Origin of the sequence: Nocardia sp. NPDC058480, assembly GCF_042720495.1 — a bacterium.
Lineage (GTDB): Bacteria > Actinomycetota > Actinomycetes > Mycobacteriales > Mycobacteriaceae > Nocardia.
This window is the reverse complement of the sequence record NZ_JBHXMN010000003.1, coordinates 160,906-180,518: the sequence shown is the minus strand read 5'-3', so window position 1 is coordinate 180,518 and position 19,613 is coordinate 160,906. Positions and strand designations below refer to the sequence as shown.

Here is a 19,613-nt window from a genome sequence, read left to right as displayed (position 1 = left end):
TCGGACAGCAGTGATCAAGGCGCTATCTGTCGATGACCCGAATACGGTGTCCCACTACCGGATTCTCGGATTGTTGGGTGCGGGCGGAATGGGGCGCGTGTTACTCGGCCTCGGTCCGGACGGTCGCTTCGTCGCGATCAAGCAGATCCATTCGAGACTGCTCGACGACGGCGACTACCGGGCCCGATTCCATCGCGAGGTCGCCATCTCGACGCGGGTTTCCGGTGCGTTCACCGCCGCTGTGGTTGATTTCGACACGACCGGCGAAATTCCCTGGCTCGCTTCGGTATTCATTGCCGGCGTACCCCTCGAAAGTGCGATTCAGCAGTACGGTGCGCTGCCCGTCGCCAGCGTACGAATCCTGGCCTCCGGGCTCGCTTCGGCGCTGCATTCGATTCATACGACAGGCCTGATACACCGAGACCTCAAGCCCGCCAACGTCATTCTCGCGAAAGACGGCCCTCGGGTGATCGATTTCGGCATCGCGCGAGCCGCGGAATCGGATGAGTCGCTCACCGAGGTAGGCAGCGTCCTCGGTTCTCCGGCGTTCATGTCGCCAGAGCAAGCGGGCGCCGACTCCATCACCGCCGCCAGCGACGTCTTCTCCCTCGGTTCGCTGCTCTACATGGCGGCAACCGGCGTGAGTCCCTTCGCCGCGGCCTCGGCGCCGTTCACCCTGTTCAACATTGTTCATGCCGAACCCGACCTCGCACCGGTTCCCGAGCCACTGCGAGAGCTCATCGCGGGCTGCCTGCGCAAGGACCCCCGCAATCGTCCGACCGCTGCTCAAATCCTGGATTATCTAGGCGTTCTCGCCATCCACGCCACCCCGTGGCCGGTGCCGATACATCGGGACATCGAGGCGCAGGTAGCAAGGATGCGGGAGCTGACCGCCGATCCGGAACGCACCCAGATAATCTTGGCCGGACCGCGACGTGGTGGGGTGCCAGTCGATCAGCCGAAACGCCGCCGTGGACTCGTCATCGGCACGGCTTGCGCTGTCGTCATGATGATTCTCGCCGCCTCCGTGGCGGTGGTGCTGTTTCGCGGCACCACACCCGCATCACCGAAGGTGGCAGGCCCGGCGGCGGTCATGCCCACGTTGGCGCAATTGCGTGAAGTCGATGCCTGTGCGTGGTTGCGACAATCGCTCGGCCCGACACTGCCTGAAGCGGTCGCCACCGGTGTTCGCCGGGAAACCAGCGCTTGGATGTGGACGACGACATCGTCATGGGGATGTGATGGCAGTTCGGGGACGGGTCGAATGACCATCGAGATAGGTCGAACCCTCACGGGGTTCCTGTCGACACAGCGCGAAGTCGGCCAACTCGACCTACTCAGACGCGGTCGCGACTGCGCGTTCGCCGTCGCCGGAAGCGGGCCCGCGTCATGGGGAATCAGTGTCGATACCGGCGTGGCCGTCGACTGCGCACTGGCTGAATACTCCATCGAGCGCCTGGTCGCGGCACTGCCAGCTCTTGTTGTGGATCAGGCCACCGCACGCTCGTTGGCATCGGTCGACCCCTGCGCCCTCGTCACCGAAGACGAGATCAGGGCCGCAGGCTCATCGGGGCCGGGCGTGCCGACGGCGCATAGCTGTACGTGGGGCGGGGCTGGGCGAGTCCAGGTGGACCTCGGTCGGCCGAATGACATGGACTCCGGCACGATTTCGTCCCACAATGCGGTCGATATCGGCGATGGCACAGTGGTTTACAACGCGGACCTATACCAGGCAGGCAGTGATCGAGGCTGTGCCAGCACCTACCGGTTCCGCGCGGTCGACTCGAACCATCACGAGTCGGTCACCGTGCAGGTATCCGGTGCCCTGCCCAAGGACCGTCGGTGCCCGGCGGGTGAGGCGATCATCGCGGCATTGATCACCCGGCTGCCGAATCGGTAGCCGGCTCCGGCGCGAGATGCTAACTTTCGCAACAGGTTTGACATGGCCAGTTACGTTTGACCACTGGTTATAGGGGGAGCGATCGTGCGGTTCGAGCTGCACCGCACAGCGGTGCTGTCACTACTCGTGGTCGGCTTGCTTGTCGGGTGTGGTGACGCTCCCGTCCAGCCGGATCATGGCAGTTACTCGACGGAACATATCCCGGCTGACTACGACGCGGGCACGAGCCGTGCCCGCGGAATCTTGGTGGAGTCGCTGCGACTGGGTGAGCGAGTGAGCTTCGCCGACCGGATAGATCCCGACCTCACCTGGACGCGTGGTGGTGGGGTGCTGGGCGATCACCGAGGCCTGGTGCCCGGCATGAACATTCTCTCCGGTGTCCAGAGCAATGCGGCGGGCAAGCACGGCGTACTCGCCTCGTTCGGTGCGATCGCCAGCAACGGTCAAGCGGCAGGTATGAACGAGAAGCTCGTCTCGATTTCGCTGCTGGCCTTTTCGAGTGAGGACGTCGCACGAGCAGCCGCAGCGGACATGGCCCGCGCGGACTTCGAGCAGGGCACCGATAATGTTCCGATCGCGGTTCCGGATTACCCCGGGGCACTGAGTCATTGGCGTCCATCGGTGCCGACCGTCGGCAGCTGGCTGACGTGGAAGAACCTGGTGATCCGCGTGTATGCCAAGGTCCTCGAACCACGCGCCGAGCTCCTGGTCGACGTATTGACCAGGACCTACCGGACCCAACTCGCCGATCTCGAAGGGTTCGTCCCCACCGCCGAGGCAGATCTGCCGAATCTGCACATCGATCCGGACAAGCTGCTCACCCGAATCGTGCAGACCGGGGAACCACAACTCGATGGCAAAACCGGACCCGACACCTTCTCGGTCTACGGTCCGCGCGCGTTCGCGTTGCTATCGGAACGCCCGGCCGCGTTCTTGGCGGCGCTGCGTGCCGCCTCGGTGTCGCAGATCGCGGTGGCACACAACCAGTACCTGCGTCGCACGGCCAGCGCTGAGGCCGCGGCAGCGGAAGCTGGCCGACTGGCCAGCGAAGGTGAACGCGACTACGCCTCGATACCAGGCATAGCCTCGCTGCCGAAAGTCTCCTGTTGGCAGGCGAAACTTCCGAACGCCCGCGGTGTTCTCCCGGACCGCTTCAAATGCATTGTCTATCGCGGCGCTGACGTGGTTGTCGTATTCAGCTACTTGGAAGCCGACGTCCGACACCTCGCCGCGGCTCAATACGCGCTACTCGCCCAGGATCGGTGACCGGCCATGCAACTTCGCGATCGGACAGACCCCGAGCTGCTCGGCCGGTATCGCATCCTCGCGGTGATCGGCAGCGGCGGGATGGGTCGAGTGTTTCTCGGTCAGGCACCCGACGGCCGACTCGTCGCGGTGAAGCAGGTCCATGCCGATTTGACCGACGACGCGGAGTTCCGGGCTAGGTTCGAACGCGAAGTCCTCGCCACCGGTAGGGTGACCGGCGCCTACACCGCCGGCGTCGTCGGTCATGATGTCGCTACCGAAAAACCCTGGCTGGCTTCGGAATACGTGCCCGGTCCGTCGCTGCAGGAGGTGATGAACGACTTCGGGCGACTCACCCCGAGCGGACTCAAACTGCTGGCCATCGGGCTGGCGATGGCTCTGCTCGAGATCCATCGCACAGGGTTGGTACACCGTGACCTCACACCGAGCAATGTGTTGCTCACCAACGAGGGGCCACGACTCATCGACTTCGGCATCGCGCGTGCCCTCGATGACGACATCGGCTTGACGGCCACCGGTGCGGTGATCGGATCACCGGCCTATATGTCACCGGAGCAGGCCGAGTGTCGCACGCTGACAACGGCATCCGATGTGTTCTCGGCGGGTGCGGTCCTCGCGATGGCCGCGACGGGGTTCAGTCCGTTCGCGGCGGGGTCGACCCCGCAGACGCTGTACAACGTGCTGTACATCGAGCCGGATACCAGCGCGGTGCCACAGCCGATTCGCGGCATCGTCGATGCCTGTCTGGCCAAGGATCCGGCCGAGCGCCCGACCCCGAGCGAATTGCTGGCCGCGGCGCAGCAGCTCGAGACCGAACCGGTGTGGCCGGTGCGGGTACGTCGGCGGGTGGCCGAGTACGAGCGCGATGCGATCGCCTGGGCCGCGGGCAACGCCGTGCTGACACCGGAGTTGCCGCAGAAGCCTCAGCGCGACAAACGCGCGAGGGGGATCCTGGCAACCGCTGCCGTCGCGATGGTTTCAGTAGCGATATTGATCGGTTCGATGCTGGTTGGCATCGGCGTGCGGGGGAACGCGGTCGCGATGGCCGATCCGCCCCTCGCGCTCACCGAGCGGGAGTCGATGCTGCTCGACATGTGCGCGCTGTTGGGCCCCGAAGTGTTGGGCGACCTCGGGACGTATCGGTCGGCCCCGAATGGGATCTATGAGAGCACTTGCTCGGTGGGGATGACCGATCCCGCCGGAATGAAACTGAGTCTCGAGCTGTCCATCGGGTACGGGTGGGCATTCGACGACCCGTCTCCGATGGGGAGCACGATCGCGTGGCTGCCGGTTCAAGGAAACCGTAAGGAGGGCAAGTCGTGTGACCGCTTCGTCGAGACGCAGGTCGGCCTGCGGATGCCGCTGAACATGCAGGCATCAGGCCTGACCGACAGTTGCCCGCTGGCGGAGCGCGCACTGGCCGCGGTCGTCCGCCGCCTCTCGGTCAACCCACCGCTGCGGAAGGTCGCTGCCGGCTCCATCCACCTGCTGAACGCCTGCGCGATCATGGACCGCGACACGAACCTCCGGATCGTCGGTGACCCCGCGAAGAAGAACCCAACCGGCAGTAGTAGTTGCTGGGTCAGCGGGGCCAACGGAGAATTCCACCTGAACCTGCACGAACAGACTCGAAACGACAACCAGATGCCGAACAACAGGTTCGAGAAGCTGACCACCATCGACGGTTGGCCAGGCACCATCGACGACCGTGACGGCTGGTGCGAGTTCACGCTCACGATTCGGCCGACACGTGACGACCTGGCCGAGGTGGCCCGCGCTACCTACATCCCTTACGACAAAACAGCGACCGGCGGCTGTGACCGTCTACGGACTCTGCTGACCCCGGTCCTCGCGAAGTTGCCGAAACCATGACCCGGCCGTCGTCGACCGATCCAACCCAATTGGGCCGCTACCGAGTGCTCGGCCTGCTCGATCCGCAGCCGAACTTCCGCCTGCTGTTGGCCGCCGCGCCGGACAATTCGCTGCGGGTGGTCGAGCAGTCGTTGCCGCGCTTGCTCGAATTGCCCGATCTGCGGCTGCGCCTTCGACACGGTGCGGTATCGGCGATGCGGGTCAGCGGTGCAGGTAATGCCACGGTGCTCGACGTCGATGCCGACGACGAATTACCTTGGCTGGCACGCACGTACGAGCCGTCATTGCGGCTCGACCGTGCTGTCGCGGATTTCGGTCCGCTCCCGATCGAGGCCGTTCGCGGGCTGGCGACGGCGCTCGCACATGCGCTGCAAGGCGTGCACGCGGCCGGACTTGTCCATCAGCGGGTGCGACCCGACACGGTGGCACTGACCAAGGACGGCATCGAGCTGGCCGGAATCGATGTCCTCGCCGGTGAGCGCGGCACACTGCTGGCGCCACCCGACTACTTGTCGCCCGAACAGTCCGTGCACGGTGAGTTGACTGTCGCGTCGGATATTTTCTCGCTCGGATCGGTGCTCGCCTTCGCCGCGGGCGCGAGCGCACCGTTCGCTGCCCCGTCGGTTCCGTACACGCTGTTCAATATCGCGCAACGGGACCCGGATCTGTCCGCGGTCCCCCAGGCGTTGCGCGAACTGATCGCAGCGTGTCTGCGCCGGGACCCGGCCGCGCGACCCTCGCCCGCGCAGATCGTCGCCTACGTCGGTGCTCGGCGCCAGCCCTGGCCCCCGGCAATCGTGGACGAGATCGACCGTACGGAACGGGCAGCGGCGGCACTGCTCGCGGCTGCCCCCGCCGCTGCCTCCGTCGCACCCGTGCGCCCGCCTTCAGTCGGTTCCGCGCTCGCGGTGGCGGCCAGGTTCGGTCGCGACCGGTGGATGGGCCTGCGTAGCCGGGTCGAGGGTTCCTCGGTGCGGACTCGTGGAGTGTTCGCGGCGGCGCTCGCCGTTGCCGTGGTCGCGTCGGGATCATTGTGGTTGTCGAGAACCGGCGACCTCGTCGACACGGCGCAACCGAAGGCCCTTTCGCCGGCCGAGATCCGCCAACTCGATTCCTGTGCGTGGCTGCGGTCGGCACTGGGCGAGAGCGTCGCATGGCGAGAAGGGCCGACTCGGACCGAATCGTGGCAGTTCGAGCTCGATAAGAACTGGAATTGCGAGGCGGATCAGCAACAACAGGTCTACGGCGACGGAATCCGGCTGAGCCTCGGCGTCGACCTGGGGGAAATCCCACCCAATCGCAAGCTCGTCGAGGGAATCGCTGTGCTCGAAGGCGATGCCGAACACTGCCGCCGGGCGATCGCGAGTGCCGACAGTGGCGGCAGAACCGGAATTCTGATCGAGTTCGACACCGGCCTCGCCGAAAAGCAAGGGTGCGCCGTCGCGGATCACGTGGTCGCGCAGCTCGCTCGGACTCTCCATACCGCACCGCGCAGGCCGGACGCCGCGATCTCGCTCTCGTCGATAGACCCGTGCGCGATCTTGGTCCGCGCCGAATTATCGGCGGCGGTCGCTCGATTGACCCCGGAACCGGCCACCCCGGAATACACGCACGCCTGTGAGTGGTACGGCAGCGCGCGAGTGACATTGCAGGTCGTGCGGACGTCCTTCGAGCCGGTGAGGTCTGTCACCGTAGACGGCATAACGCTGCTCACGGGAAAGGAACCAGATGGTCCGGTACTGGGGTGTTCGCGGATCTATCGACACCGAACGATCGATGAAAAGATTTATGAAGCAATGGAGTTGGTGATTCAGGGCCCACATGTCGACAGTGACTCGATCTGTCGGACCGTGGAATCGCTGATCGTGAAGGCGGTGCGGCAACTGCCCGAGGCGTGAGGCGCGGCTGGCATGCTCTTACCGACATGCGGGACGTGGATCGGGGTGAGGAGCGGGCAATCGGGCGCAGTGGTGTCGGGCTGGTGTTCGGGTTCTGTATCGGGGCAGGTGTCGCGGTGCAGGGTCGGATCAATGGGGCGTTGGGGGCCCGACTGGCTGATGGGATCGCGGCAGCGACCATCAGTTTCGGTACGGGTCTCATCGTCTTGCTGGTTGCGTTCGCTCTCAGCCCCGCGCTGCGAGCGGGTGTCACGAAGGTGCGTTCCGCGGTGTCAGAGCGCAGGTTGCCGCCGTGGCAGTTGCTCGGCGGGTTGTGCGGCGCGTTCTTCGTGGCGGCGCAGGGGCTCACGATCGCCGCGATCGGTGTCACCGCCTTCACTGTCGCGGTGGTCGCGGGTCAACTGCTGAGCAGCCTCGTTGTCGACCGTCTCGGCCTCGCTCCGAACGGCCGAACCCCGATCACCGGGTGGCGGATCTTCGCGGCTGCCCTCGGCATCACCGGGGTCGTGCTCTCGGCCGGCGGCAGTTCGATCCCGACCACGGTCGCCACCGGCGTCCCGGACATCCCCGCCCTGCTCATCGTCCTTCCTGCCCTCGCGGGTATCGGCCTGGCCTGGCAACAAGCGATCAACGGCCGCGTCGGCGCAACCGGCGGTCCCTTCACCGCCACCCTGATCAACTTCGCGGTGGGCCTGACAGCCCTGCTCCTCCTCGACCTCTACACCCTGTTCACCACGGGCCTGCCCACCGAATTCCCCACCGACCCTTGGCTTTACACCGGCGGCCTGATCGGCGTGGCTTTCATCGCCCTGGCTGCCGTCACAGTCGGCATGATCGGCGTTCTGCTACTCGGCCTCACCTCGGTGGCGGGCCAGCTCGTCGCGGCGATGCTGCTCGACGCGGTCGACGCAAAGCTCTCGCCCATTGCGATGATCAGCTGTGCGATCGTGCTGTGCGCTGTGGTCGTAGCGAGCAGAGCGGGCCGCTAGCGCCTTCCCGCCAATCGGGAGACCGCGCCCGCTCGTCGCCGACCGAGTACGGAGACGTCGACCGGCAACCGGAACCGGGATGCTAGGTTGCTGGCGGACCGGGCGCTCGTCGGATGAGCGTCTCGGGCACGCCCGCCGTGGTGGGTATGGACCGGGGGAGTACCGCATTGATCGAGCCGCTGTCGACGAGTGACGCGCCGATGATCGGGCGCTACCGGGTGCACGGTGTGCTCGGTGCGGGCGGGATGGGCCGGGTTGTGCTGGCCACCGGGCCCGACGGGCGGTTCGTCGCGATCAAGCAGATTCATTCGCATCTGCTCGACGATCGGGAATTCCGGGCCAGGTTCGAGCGTGAGGTGGCCATCTCCGCCCGGGTGTCGGGGGCGTTCACCGCGGCGGTGGTCGACTTCGAGACTACTGGCGAAACGCCCTGGCTCGCTTCGGTATTCATTGCGGGGGTTGAGCTGGACAAGGCGGTGCGCGAGCTGGGTCCGCTGCCGATGCCCGCGCTGCGCACACTGGCCTCGGGAATGGCCTCGGCACTGCATTCGATCCACAGCACCGGCCTGGTACATCGAGATCTCAAGCCCGCCAACGTGATTCTGGCCGCCGACGGGCCGCGCGTGATCGACTTCGGTATCGCGCAGGCAATCGGCACCGGTGCGCAGCTCACCGAAGTGGGTGCCGTGGTCGGCTCGCCCGCGTACATGTCACCGGAACAGGCGAACGGCCAACCGGTGACCTCGGCGAGCGACGTTTTCTCCCTCGGCTCGCTGCTGTGCATGGCCGCGACGGGAACTGCCCCGTTCGCGGCCTCCTCCGCGCCTTACACCCTGTTCAATATCGTCCACAGTGAGCCGCAACTCGATCAGGTCCCCGCACCGCTGCGCGATCTGATCGCGGGCTGTCTGCGCAAGGATCCGATGGCCAGGCCCACACCCGCGCAGATCCTGGACTACCTGGGGGTTCTGCCCGTTCAGTCGCAGCCGTGGCCCGCACCGGTGCACGCCGAAATCGCCGACCAGACCCGGAAACTTGTCGCGCTGACCTCGGATCCTGAAGCGACGCAGATTATTCCAGCGCACACCCCGATCGCAGCGCCGCCCGCCGGAGCGCCGGTCGAGAAACGGCGGACCGCGCTCCGGGTGGGGATCGCCGCGGCGACCGCGGTGGTGATCGCGGGAGCGCTCACGGCCGTTGTGTTGCGCGGCGGCGAGTCCGCGACAGGACCTGAGGACACCCCGCAGGCGATCCCGACCGCGACCCTCCCCGGTCTGGACCGGATGCGTGGCACCGACGGATGTACCTGGGTGCCAAAGGCTCTCGGCGAGACACTACCCACCGAGGTCGCTGAGAAGGCATCGACGGACGTCTCGTCCTGGCGCTGGCAGCCGACCTCGAGCTGGGGGTGTGACGGCAGCTCGGGTGGCGCGCGCGTCGTCGTCGAAATCGGCACCGCGCTGGATGGATTCGAGTCCGGCAAGCAGGTCGTCAACGGCTATGCGGTCGCGCGCCGCGGCGATGACTGTGCATTCGCTATCGAGGGCGGCGACCAGGGTAGCCGCTGGGGGATCATCGTTGACACCTTCTCCCGCGCCGAGTGCCCGCTCGCCGATCACGTCGTCGAACGGCTCACCACCGCACTCGACGACCTGCGCCCCGACCCCGCCGCACAGCAGTCCCTGTCGTCGGTAGATCCCTGTGCCCTGGGGGACAATTCGGCCTTCGCTGCCCTCGGCCCAGCCGTCGCGAAGTCCGCGCACACCTGCGAATGGGCGGGAGATTCCACCGTGCGGATCACCTTGTCGCAGCCACGGCAGCGGGCGACCTCCGCGTACCAGAAGATGATCGACATCGGCGATGGCGTGATGGTCGAGGAACTCGGTATCGGCATGGTGGGAGCGCACGAATGCCGCCGGGTGTATTGGTTCCGTAAGGTGGGCGAGACGTATCGCGAGGAGGTCGAAGTGCTCGTCAGCAACCCAGCACAGCGCGAAGACCAACTGTGCGCGATCGCCGATCCGCTCGTGAAACAGGCGGTCGCACGATTGCCCGCGCGGTAGCGGCGCCGAACAGGCAGGTGATAGTTTCACGGCAGAGTTCGGGAGGGGCCCGGCGTTTCACGCCGTGGTCGGAGGGGAATGTTCGTGCGTAACCGGTTGTGTTGGCTGGCGGCGTTGGTGTCGCTCACCCTGCTCACCGCGGCATGTGGTGACAGCGCCGCCCTCGATCACGGCGACTATGCCCTCGAACCGGTGGCGGGCGATTACGACGACGCACCGAACCGGGTGCGGGGAACGCTGGCGGAATCGGTGCGCATCGGCGAGCGGTTGCTGTTCGCCGACCGCATCGACCCGGAGCTCACCGAGGGCAACGGCGGCGGCCTGATCGTCGGGGTGCGTGGCGTCGACGACATGCTCTCCGGCGTACAGCGGACCGCGCTCGCGCCGTTCGACGTGCTGGCAGGCTACGGCGCGATCGCCGGCAACGGCCAGCAGGACAACGAGCCCAAGTACAAGCTCCTGTCGATCTCGATCCTGTCGTTGCCCGATGAGGCGCAGGCGACGGCCGCCGCGCAGGCGATGGCTGCCGCCGACTTCACCGCCAACACCGAGAACGCGCCCCTGGCGATCCTGGAATACCCTGCGGCGCTGACACATTGGCGACCCGGCGTGCCGACGGTCGGGAGCTGGCTGGTGTGGAAGAACCTGGTGATCAGGTTGTACGCGAAGATCATCGATCCGCGCCCTGAACTGTTGACCGATCTGCTCGCGCGCACCTACCGCGCGCAACTGGCCGAACTGGATACCTTCGTTCCCACGCCCGCCGCCGACCTGCCGAAGTTGAAACTCGACAGCGACAAGCTGCTCACCCGCGTGGTGAAGACCGGCGACTACTGGCCGGACAAGTGGGATTTCATGGTCTACGGCCCCCGTTCCTTTGCCCTGCTGCGCGATAAGCCCTCGGTCGACATGCGCGAGTTCGAAGCGAGCTCGATCGATGCGATCGCGGTGTCGTACAACAAGTTCCTGTACCGCGCGGGTAACCACGATGCTGCGCGGATCTTCGCCGACGCCGAGGAAAAGCTGTCGCTGGCAGCGGATTACACGCCGATGACGGGAGCACCGGAACTCGCCGGTGTTTCCTGCTATCGCGCGGCCAGGCCGAACAACACGTCGGTTCCCGCCCGGCGGTTCTCCTGCCTGGTCCGCCACAACGAATTCGTGGTCCGCCTCTACAGCAACCAGGAAATCGATATCCGCCAGCAGGCGGTCGCGCAGCATGCGCTGCTGAGTGGGTCACAGTGAGTGCGGGAGACGCGACGATGAAACCGCTTGGTCCGCAGGATCCCGATCAGCTGGGCCGCTATCGCCTGCTGGCAGTGATCGGCCGCGGCGGAATGGGGCAGGTGCTGCTCGGCCAGGGGCCCGACGGCCGGCTGGTCGCGGTGAAGCAGATCCACCGCCAGTTCACCGGAAACCCGGAGTTCCGCGCGAGGTTCCGGCGGGAGGTGCTGGCATCACAGCAGGTCACCGGTGCCTACACCGCGGGTGTGGTCGACCATGACGCGGAATCCGAAACACCCTGGCTGGCCTCGGAATACATCGCAGGCCCCGGCCTGCAGGACATGATCGGCGAGTTCGGGCGCCTGAATCTGAACGGGCTGAAACTACTCGCCACCGGCTTGGCGATGGCGCTGCTCGAGATCCACCGCACCGGCCTGGTGCACCGCGACCTCAAGCCGAGCAACATCCTGCTCACCAATGACGGTCCACGGGTGATCGACTTCGGTATCGCCAGGGCGCTCGAGGACGACGTCGCCCTCACCGCGACCGGCACCGTGATCGGCTCGCCCGCGTACATGTCGCCGGAACAGGCCGAATGCCGCACGCTCACACCGGCTTCCGATGTCTTCGCGGTCGGCGCGATCCTCGCGATGGCGGCTACCGGAGCGAGTCCGTTCGACGCCGCGTCCACCCCGCAAGTCCTCTACAACGTGCTCTACAGCGCCCCGAACACCACCGGCATTCCCGAGCCGATCCGCACTCTGGTCGATGCCTGCCTGGCGAAGGACCCGTCGGCCCGCCCGACTCCGGAACAGCTGCTCGATGCGGCGAGCCGGATCCAGGCCGAACCCGTCTGGCCGGTCCGCATCCGCAGGCGCATCGCCGAGTGCCGTGCCGAGGCGGGTCGCTGGGCCGACGGGACTGCCTCGGCCGCACCGGCGGTCGTGCCCGAGCGGCCGAAGAGTCTGTGGTCGCGCCTGATTCCCGCCGCCGCGGTCACCTCGACGCTGGTGCTGGCCGCTATCGCGTGCTGGGGGATCGGTGTCGAGGGCAATGCGGTGGCGATGGACGACCCGCCACTCGCGCTGACCGACGACGAATCCCGCCGACTCGACATCTGCGCCTTGCTCGATCCCGCGGTGCTCGGCGAGCTGGGCACCGCGACAGCTGAATTCGTGCCGGGCGGGGTCGGCGGTTGCGCCATCGCCTACCGCGATCGGGCGGGTCGCAAGGTGTCTTTCAACTTGGACACGAGTTCGACGGTCGCCGAGATACGTGATGACAAACTGCCGTTGGGCAGCACCATCAACTGGATGCCGGTGCTCGGCACGTACAAAGAGGCCGACTCCTGTGACCGCATGGTGGTGACGCAGAGCGGCCTGCCGATGGTGGTGAAGATGAATGCGAGCGCCTTCCCGCAGGTGGGCGACCTCTGCCCGTTGTCCGAGCGCGCACTCGCCGCGGTGGTCCGGCGGCTGTCGGTCAACCCGCCACTGCGAACCTTCCAGCAAGGCTCACTGCTCGGGCTCGACCCCTGCACGCTGATCGACGTCGCTGCCACTCGTTCGGTGGTCGGCGACCCGGTGCGCTCCTCGAGGCCACACGGCTGTGCGTTGACCGGTGCCGATGGTTCGTACACGATCGATATCGACGAGCGCATCCGGCCGGACAGCCTGGCGGGCGGAAAGATCCGCCCGACGAGGAAGGTCGCGGATCGCACCGTCTACCTCGACGGCAGCGGCCCCAACTACTGCACATTCGTCGTCATGGTCCAGCCGACCGTCGACGACGAGGCCGAGCAGGTGCGGGCCACGTACTTCTCGGGCCGACCGCAGGCCCGTGACCACTGCGACACCGCAGCCACTCTGCTCGAACCCGTACTCGAGAAGTTGCCCCCATCATGACGATCCATCCGCCCGGTCCCGGCGATCCGTCTACCATCGGCCGCTACCGGGTGATCGGTACGCTCGAAGCCGAGGCCGGATTCCAGTCGGTGCTCGCCATCGGCCCCGATGACTCGTTGGTCGTGGTGCGGCAGCCGCAGCCGGAACTACTCGACGAGCCGGAGTTCCGGATCAGGATGCGGCACAGCGCGATTGCCGCGATGCGCGTCTCCGGTTCTGCCAACACCACCGTGATCGATGTCGATGCTGACGCCGAAAGGCCTTGGCTGGCTTCGGTATTCGTGCCGAGCGTGCGACTCGACGTCGCGGTAGCCGAACACGGACCACTGCCCGGGCCGGCCGTTCGCGCCCTCGCCGCGGCACTGGCCTCCGCGCTGCGGACCGTGCACGGTGCGGGTCTCGTGCATCAGCGCCTGCGCGCCGACAGCGTGCTGTTGGCAAGGGACAGTGGCCGTCTCGGCGAAATCGGTATCACGCCGGTCGCCGGACCCGCGACCACCGGCACCGCGGCAACCCTCGGCACGCCGGACTTCCTGTCACCGGAACAGTCGCTCGGGCACACTGTGACGGCTGCTTCGGATGTGTTCTCCCTCGGTTCCGTTCTGGCCTTCGCCGCCTCCGGCGTCGCACCGTTCGCCGCGCCGTCGGTGCCGTACACGCTGTTCAACATCGCCCAGCGCGAACCTGACCTGAGCCGGGTGCCCGAGCCGCTGTTCGAGATGCTCGCCGCCTGCCTGCGCAAAGATCCGGCCGCTCGCCCGACGCCCGGGCAGATCCTGGACTATCTCGGTGCCCAGCCGAGCGGACCGCCGCCGTGGCCCGCCCCGGTGCTCGACGACATCGGACGGCAGCAGCACGAGGTCTCGGCGCTGCTCGCCGCCCTGCCCGCGGTCACCGCGCCCGCGCCAACGCCCGGACGCCCGGTGCCGGAGGTCATTGCCGCGGCTGCGCGAGCGGCGATCGAATATGGCAGGCGCACACTGGAGTCCGGCCGCAGTCGGTGGAGCGCGGCAAGCCCGCGGGCACAGCGCGGCCTGGCGGGTGGGCTGGCGGCGTTGCTCCTCGCGCTCGCCGGCATCACCTACTTCGCGACGCGTGCGGGAACCGAGCCCGAACCGGTCACCGGGTTGACGCTCGCCCAGTTGCGGCAGCTCGACTCCTGTGCCTGGCTCACCTCGGCCATCGGCGACGCGGTGCCTGTCGCCCCGACACCGCTGGCCGCCGATGCGTGGAAGTTGAATCCGTCCCTGAACTGGGGTTGTATTGCCAGCTCCAAGAAGTACAGCATCAGGTTGGACCTGGGGCAGGAATACGAATACCTGACACCGAATCGCACGATGGTCGATGGCGTCCCGGTCACCGACGGCAGCTCGGCGGGCTGTACGCGAGCCATCGCCAGTCCGGGAGCCGAGCGTGACGCGGGCATTGTCGTTGTCCTCAGCAACCCGTCCGAGGTGAAGGAATGCGCGGGCCTCGACTACCTCGCGGCCAATCTCGCCCGCTCGCTCACTACCGCGCCACGCGCTGAGCGCCGGGAGTCTTCGCTGGCACTGCTGGAACCCTGCGCCCTGCTCGACCGCGCTGCTGTCGCCGAGAAGATCGGCATACTTGCGCCCGAACCCACGATCGCCGACGCGCATACGTGTCAGTGGGACGCCCGCGTGCGATTGAGCGTGAAACTGGTGCGTACCAGCACGATCACCAAGGGCAAAGCCCTGGAGATCGTCACCGTCGACGGGCTTCAGATTCACCTCGGCAAGGATGGTTCGAAGGCGATGTGCACCCGCGCCTACCTGATGCCCGATGAAGGGGAGGAGACCATCGAGGTCGAGGTGTACGGCTCCGAGGCTGCCCGCGACGAGAACTGCGCCATCGCCTCGGCCCTGCTGCGCCATGCGGTCGGGAACCTGCCCAACAGCTGACCGGCTACGGAGCGAGCGCCTCGACCTGCACGGCGACCACACCGGTGAGGATCGCCCTGGCCACCGCGAGCAGTTCGGCGACCTGCGGCGAGGTGAGCGCATAGGTCACCGCGAGCCCTTCCCGGCGGGCGGTGACCAATCCGGCCCGGCGCAGCACCGCCAGCTGCTGGGAAAGGTTCGCCGCCTCCACGCCCACCTCGGGCAGGATCTCCGAGACCGCGTGTTCTCGCTGGCTCAACAGCTCCAGTACCCGGATACGCACGGGGTGCCCGAGGGTTTTGAAGAAGTCGGCCTTCATGTGATAGAGCGGCTGCTGTGTCCCCGGCATTCCGGCTGGCACTTCCCTTCCCCGACTTCACTTCTCGCATCGACATCGGTGGCGGGACCGGCCGAGTGCGACCGAGCCTAGTTGAAACCCCGTGCGGGAAGAGATGATACGAGCGTCTAGATTTCCAGCTGGGCGTCGATGTCGGCGAGGCGGCGGCGCGCGAGCGCGAGATTGCCGCGAGTGCGGTCCAGCGCGAGGTAGAGGAACAAGCCCTTGGCCCGGCGGGCCTGGGCGGGCCGGATCAGGTGGTACTGCTGGCCCAGGGTGATCAGCATGTCCTCGATGTTCTCTTCGAGTCCGAGCTGCTCCATGGTGCGCATCTTGGCCCGCAGCACCTCGGTATTGCCCGCGGCGGCGATCTGCAGGTCCAGATTCTTCGACCCGCCGATCGCGCCGAGCGTCATTCCGCTGGTGTAGTCGACGATGCAGGCCCCCAGCGCGCCGTCCAGCAACATCATTTCCTTCAGCGCGATATCCATGTCCGCCATGGGTTTTCCTCTCGAGTTCAGATCCCGTTGATCGTCGATCGTGAGGTTACCGAGCGCGATGGTCCCCATCGCCGGAATCGATCCGGAATTCTCCGAAGATTGGCAATTTGCAAGTTATGCAAACAGTGAAGACGAAAAAACGGCCGGTACGAAAGGCGTACCGGCCGTTCTGTTCTGGGTGTCAGAGCTTGCGCGAGCGCAGCTCGTGTCCCTTGGACGTCTTGCAGCGACCCGATTCCAGGTCCCACTGCCAGCCGTGCAGGTTGCAGGTGAGGTTATTTCCTTCCACCACACCGAATGTGGAGAGGTCGGCCTTGAGGTGGGGGCAGCGGCGCTGGACTTCCCAGCCGTCGAGTTCGGTGACGGCGGAGTCGTCGTGTGCCTCGGAGAACCAGCCGTCGGCGTAGGCGATCCGCTCGTCGGTGAGGCACTTGAAGAAGGTGTAGAGGAACTCGTTGTAGCCGCCGATGCGCCATGCCTGGAAGCGGGTGGACAGGAAGATCGTGTTCACCCAGTCCGGCTCGTCGTCACGCAGCACGGTGCGCACCAGTTCCGGGGCGATCCGGAAGCCGTAGCGGTAGCGGCCTTCGCTCTCCAGCGGCGCGCGCACGGTGCGGTGCGGGAAGTCGAGAACGATGGTCTCCTCGCCGATCACCAGGCCAACCGGGTAGCCGATGCCGTCGCTGATCAGCGCGCTCTGCTTCATGATCGGCTCGAACAGCTCACGCAGCGGCTCGAGCAGCGAACCCTCGCCGGTCTCCCACGATGCCTTCTCCGCGGCGAGCACCGGCGCGAAACGCTGCGCCATCTCCTCGATGTAGGCGGCCTTGTCGCCGTAGATCCGATCCGGGTCGAACGGGTGCGCGAGGTCGAGCTCCTTGCCACGCACGTCGGCGACCGAACCGGGGATCATCAGGATCCCGCCGTCGTTGCCGTGGATGTTCATCTGGTCGAGGAACACCATCTGATCAGGGAAGATGTTGCCTTCGTCGCCGCGATCGTCGTTGAGATAGCGCAGTTCGGCGTCGAGGAACACCGGCGGACCGGCCGAGGGCACCACCCAGGTCGCGCCGACCTGCTCGATGTAGGAGCGCGCGCGATCCATCCCGCGCTGACGCTTCTGCTTGCCGAAGTTGGCCTTGGTCCGGGCCGGGATGTCGTACACCGCCGGGTACCAGATCGCGCCCGAGTACTGCAGCAGGTGGATGTCGATATCGCCGAACGCGTCGTGGATGACGTCCATATCCACCGGTCGGGCGTCGTTCATGTTGAAACAGGTGGTCTCACCGTCGGAGATGAGAATGCCGGAGTCGCCGATCGGACCGTCGGCGGGCGCGCGCAACGCCACGATCATGATGTCGACGGACCCCTTCGGCCCGGTGATCGTGTGCTTGACCGAGTCCTCGGTCTCGAAGAACTTGGTGAACCCCAGCGCCTCGAGCTCACGGCGCAGGTCGAGCACCGGGTAGTCGGGCAGCAGGATCGTCGCGTCCTTGTTGACGTACTTCGCCAGGTGCGCGGCGTCGAAGTGATCGCGGTGCAGGTGCGAGACGTACAGGTAGTCGACATCGCCGAGGGACTCCCAGTCGAGCTGAGAGTTGTCCGGGAACGGGAACCACGACGCGAAGTACGCGGGGTTGACCCAGGGATCGCACAGGATCGTCCCGGCCTCGGTTCGGATATGGAAGCCGGCATGTCCGACGCTGGTGATCTGCACGAGCTGTTTCCTCCTACCAGGATCTGATTCGCCGGATCAATGGCGAGCTACCGCCTCAGGCCCCCTGACTGCTTCGGCGTACCAGCCAACCAGGGTAGTGGCTAAATCGTTACGTCACCGATGCAATAGCCCTCAGCGGTCGCGACAACCGTGAAAGTGCGTGTCCGCGTGCCCCCCGGTGAGGTGGTCACCGGGACGTGAACTGCCAGGTAGTCGCCACGAACCTGCTCGGATCGTAGCTCCTCGCCGGTGTAGGAGGTGACATTGCCTACTTTGCCCGAGTCGCCTGTCAAGGGGGCTGCTGTGGGGTTGCCGGTGCCCTCTGGATCCCAGTTGGCGGGCGAGGCCTTGCAGGTCAGTGGATGGTCTGCTTCGATGTCGGCCGGGTCGAGGGGTTTGCCGGTGGCGCGAGCGAGGTAGCGGCGGACGGTGTGGCGCGCGTCCGCGTCGTCGTAACCGGGCTCGACGCCCGCCGCGGACACCCGTCCGCAGGCATATCCGGACGCGACGGACTCACGGTCGACGGTGACAGTGACGGTTCGGTTACGCCAGGTCACGGTGTCGGCGGTCGCGGTGCCCGGCGCGGTGAGGGCGGCCAGCACCGACTGCGGATCGGCGTACATCTCGGCGACGGTGGCCGGTGGGATGGTCCAGCATTTCGCTTGGAGTTCGGCGGTGGTGCCGGTGGCTAGGTCGGCGGCCCAGCGGCGCACGGCGGTGACGGCGTCGGCATGCCCCGCGACTGTGCCGACCTGCGGTGCGTCGGCGGGGAGCGGGCTGGTCGGTGCCGGTTCGCCCGGTGCGATGGCCTGGGTCGCCGTAGTCGTCGGCGCGGTCGTCGTGGTCGGCGCGGCGGTGGTCGCCTCGACCGGATCTCCCGGGATGCCCGACACCGAGTCACACCCGGTGACCAGGGCCGCGGTCACGGTGAGTCCGGCAACCAGCGCGTAGGCGCGGCGCGGACGAGCCGCGGCGATCGGGGTCGACTGAGCGCGTTCCACTTCGACGTTCCTCAATTCCTAGGTCGTGGCACCCGCGGGCGATGCGGGCGGTGACTGTCGGGGCGAGCGGACTCGCCGGGTGTAGACCGGTGTGCGCGAAGCGGATTGGCTGCGCGGGCGAACGCCGCGATTCTACGGTGACCGCGCCCACCGGGCGCACCCCTGCCGACGAGGGGATCTAGGACTACGCTTGCGTAATTGTGGAACCCCTCTACTTCTCGATCATCGGCGTGGCCCGAACCCTGTTCTTCCTCGAAGGTCTGAAGTTCACCGTCAAGGGAGCGGAAAACATCCCCGCCACCGGCGGTGCCGTGCTGGCGGTCAACCACACCGGCTACATGGACTTCACCTACGCGGGTCTGCCCGTTCGCACCCCTCGTCGCTACATCAGGTTCATGGCCAAGCAGGAGGTGTTCGACAACAGCATCTCCGGCCCGATCATGCGCACCCTCAAGCACATCCCGGTCGACCGCACCGCGGGCGCCGACTCCTACCAGTCGGCGGTGCAATACCTGCGCGACGGCGAGCTGGTCGGCGTGTACCCCGAGGCCACGATCAGCCGCAGCTTCGAGATCAAGGAATTCAAGTCCGGCGCGGCCCGCATGGCGCTGGAAGCCGATGTCCCGATCATCCCGATCACCATCTGGGGCGCCCAGCGTGTCTGGACCAAGGGCTTCCCGAAGCGTCTCGGCCGCACCAACACCCCCATCTCGATCGCCGTCGGCACTCCCATCCAGCCCTACGAACCCGCCACCGACCTCACCGCACAGCTCCGCTCCACCATGCAGGAAATGCTCGCCGACCTCCAGGAATCCTACGAACACGAGCCCGGCGCCTACTGGGTCCCGAAGCGGCTCGGCGGCAGTGCCCCGTCCCTCGAAGAGGCAACCGCCCTCGACGAAGCCGAAGCCGCCGAGCGTTTCGCCCGCAAGGCCGAGAAAACACAGGAGTCCGAGGGCTGACTCCGGCAGCATTTGCACGGTGCGGATCTTCGCTGGGCGGGTTCGCTCGCGAAGGTCCGCCGCTGTCCCGAGCGGCCGA

At 66.6% G+C, this 19,613-nt stretch carries 14 protein-coding genes; 10 read left to right on the top strand and 4 right to left on the bottom strand.

All coding sequences use genetic code 11. The features are described from left to right. Positions 1-10: 10 nt before the first annotated feature. The 9 genes from ACFWO8_RS09660 to ACFWO8_RS09620 all read left to right on the top strand — a co-directional run bounded on the left by ACFWO8_RS09660 (position 11) and on the right by ACFWO8_RS09620 (position 15,038). A complete protein-coding gene (locus tag ACFWO8_RS09660; RefSeq protein WP_378946931.1) occupies positions 11-1,900 on the top strand; it encodes a protein kinase in 1,890 nt (629 codons plus the stop codon). Between the two features lie 84 nt (positions 1,901-1,984). Continuing rightward, on the top strand, positions 1,985-3,166 hold the full coding sequence (locus tag ACFWO8_RS09655; protein WP_378946926.1) for a hypothetical protein: 1,182 nt from the start codon (positions 1,985-1,987) through the stop codon (positions 3,164-3,166). A 6-nt stretch (positions 3,167-3,172) separates the two neighbouring features. Further along, a complete protein-coding gene (locus ACFWO8_RS09650) occupies positions 3,173-5,038 on the top strand; it encodes a serine/threonine-protein kinase (RefSeq protein ID WP_378946923.1) in 1,866 nt (621 codons plus the stop codon). Continuing rightward, a complete protein-coding gene (locus ACFWO8_RS09645; RefSeq protein ID WP_378946920.1) occupies positions 5,035-6,936 on the top strand; it encodes a hypothetical protein in 1,902 nt (633 codons plus the stop codon). The genes ACFWO8_RS09650 and ACFWO8_RS09645 overlap by 4 nt, the downstream gene beginning before the upstream one ends. A gap of 26 nt (positions 6,937-6,962) precedes the next feature. Next, positions 6,963-7,925, top strand: coding sequence for a DMT family transporter (locus tag ACFWO8_RS09640; protein WP_378946917.1), 963 nt, complete (start codon positions 6,963-6,965; stop codon positions 7,923-7,925). 113 nt (positions 7,926-8,038) lie between these two features. Then, the gene (locus tag ACFWO8_RS09635; protein WP_378946913.1) at positions 8,039-9,988 is read left to right on the top strand and encodes a protein kinase; all 1,950 of its coding nucleotides are present in this window, start codon (positions 8,039-8,041) and stop codon (positions 9,986-9,988) included. Positions 9,989-10,066: 78 nt separating this feature from the next. Beyond that, positions 10,067-11,233: a hypothetical protein gene (locus tag ACFWO8_RS09630; protein WP_378946910.1), complete on the top strand. Its 1,167-nt coding sequence runs from the start codon at positions 10,067-10,069 to the stop codon at positions 11,231-11,233. 17 nt (positions 11,234-11,250) lie between these two features. Next, positions 11,251-13,116, top strand: coding sequence for a serine/threonine-protein kinase (locus ACFWO8_RS09625; protein ID WP_378946906.1), 1,866 nt, complete (start codon positions 11,251-11,253; stop codon positions 13,114-13,116). Further along, positions 13,113-15,038, top strand: a complete 1,926-nt coding sequence (locus tag ACFWO8_RS09620) for a protein kinase (protein WP_378946901.1) — start codon at positions 13,113-13,115, stop codon at positions 15,036-15,038. Before ACFWO8_RS09625 ends, ACFWO8_RS09620 begins: the two co-directional genes overlap by 4 nt. 4 nt (positions 15,039-15,042) lie before the next feature. Here ACFWO8_RS09620 and ACFWO8_RS09615 read toward each other — a convergent pair whose 3' ends face one another. The 4 genes from ACFWO8_RS09615 to ACFWO8_RS09600 form a co-directional block, all read right to left on the bottom strand. Next, on the bottom strand, positions 15,043-15,366 hold the full coding sequence (locus ACFWO8_RS09615; RefSeq protein ID WP_378946898.1) for an ArsR/SmtB family transcription factor: 324 nt from the start codon (positions 15,364-15,366) through the stop codon (positions 15,043-15,045). A 116-nt stretch (positions 15,367-15,482) separates the two neighbouring features. Then, the gene (locus ACFWO8_RS09610; RefSeq protein WP_378946895.1) at positions 15,483-15,854 is read right to left on the bottom strand and encodes a hypothetical protein; all 372 of its coding nucleotides are present in this window, start codon (positions 15,852-15,854) and stop codon (positions 15,483-15,485) included. Between the two features lie 181 nt (positions 15,855-16,035). Further along, complete coding sequence (locus ACFWO8_RS09605; protein WP_378946892.1) at positions 16,036-17,571, bottom strand: Rieske 2Fe-2S domain-containing protein; 1,536 nt, start codon at positions 17,569-17,571, stop codon at positions 16,036-16,038. A 101-nt stretch (positions 17,572-17,672) separates the two neighbouring features. Then, positions 17,673-18,572 (bottom strand): hypothetical protein, encoded by a 900-nt coding sequence (locus ACFWO8_RS09600; protein WP_378946889.1) that lies wholly within the window; start codon positions 18,570-18,572, stop codon positions 17,673-17,675. 200 nt (positions 18,573-18,772) lie between these two features. Between ACFWO8_RS09600 and ACFWO8_RS09595 the strand changes: the two genes are divergently transcribed. After that, on the top strand, positions 18,773-19,534 hold the full coding sequence (locus tag ACFWO8_RS09595) for a lysophospholipid acyltransferase family protein (RefSeq protein ID WP_378946886.1): 762 nt from the start codon (positions 18,773-18,775) through the stop codon (positions 19,532-19,534). The last annotated feature ends 79 nt before the right edge of the window (positions 19,535-19,613 follow it).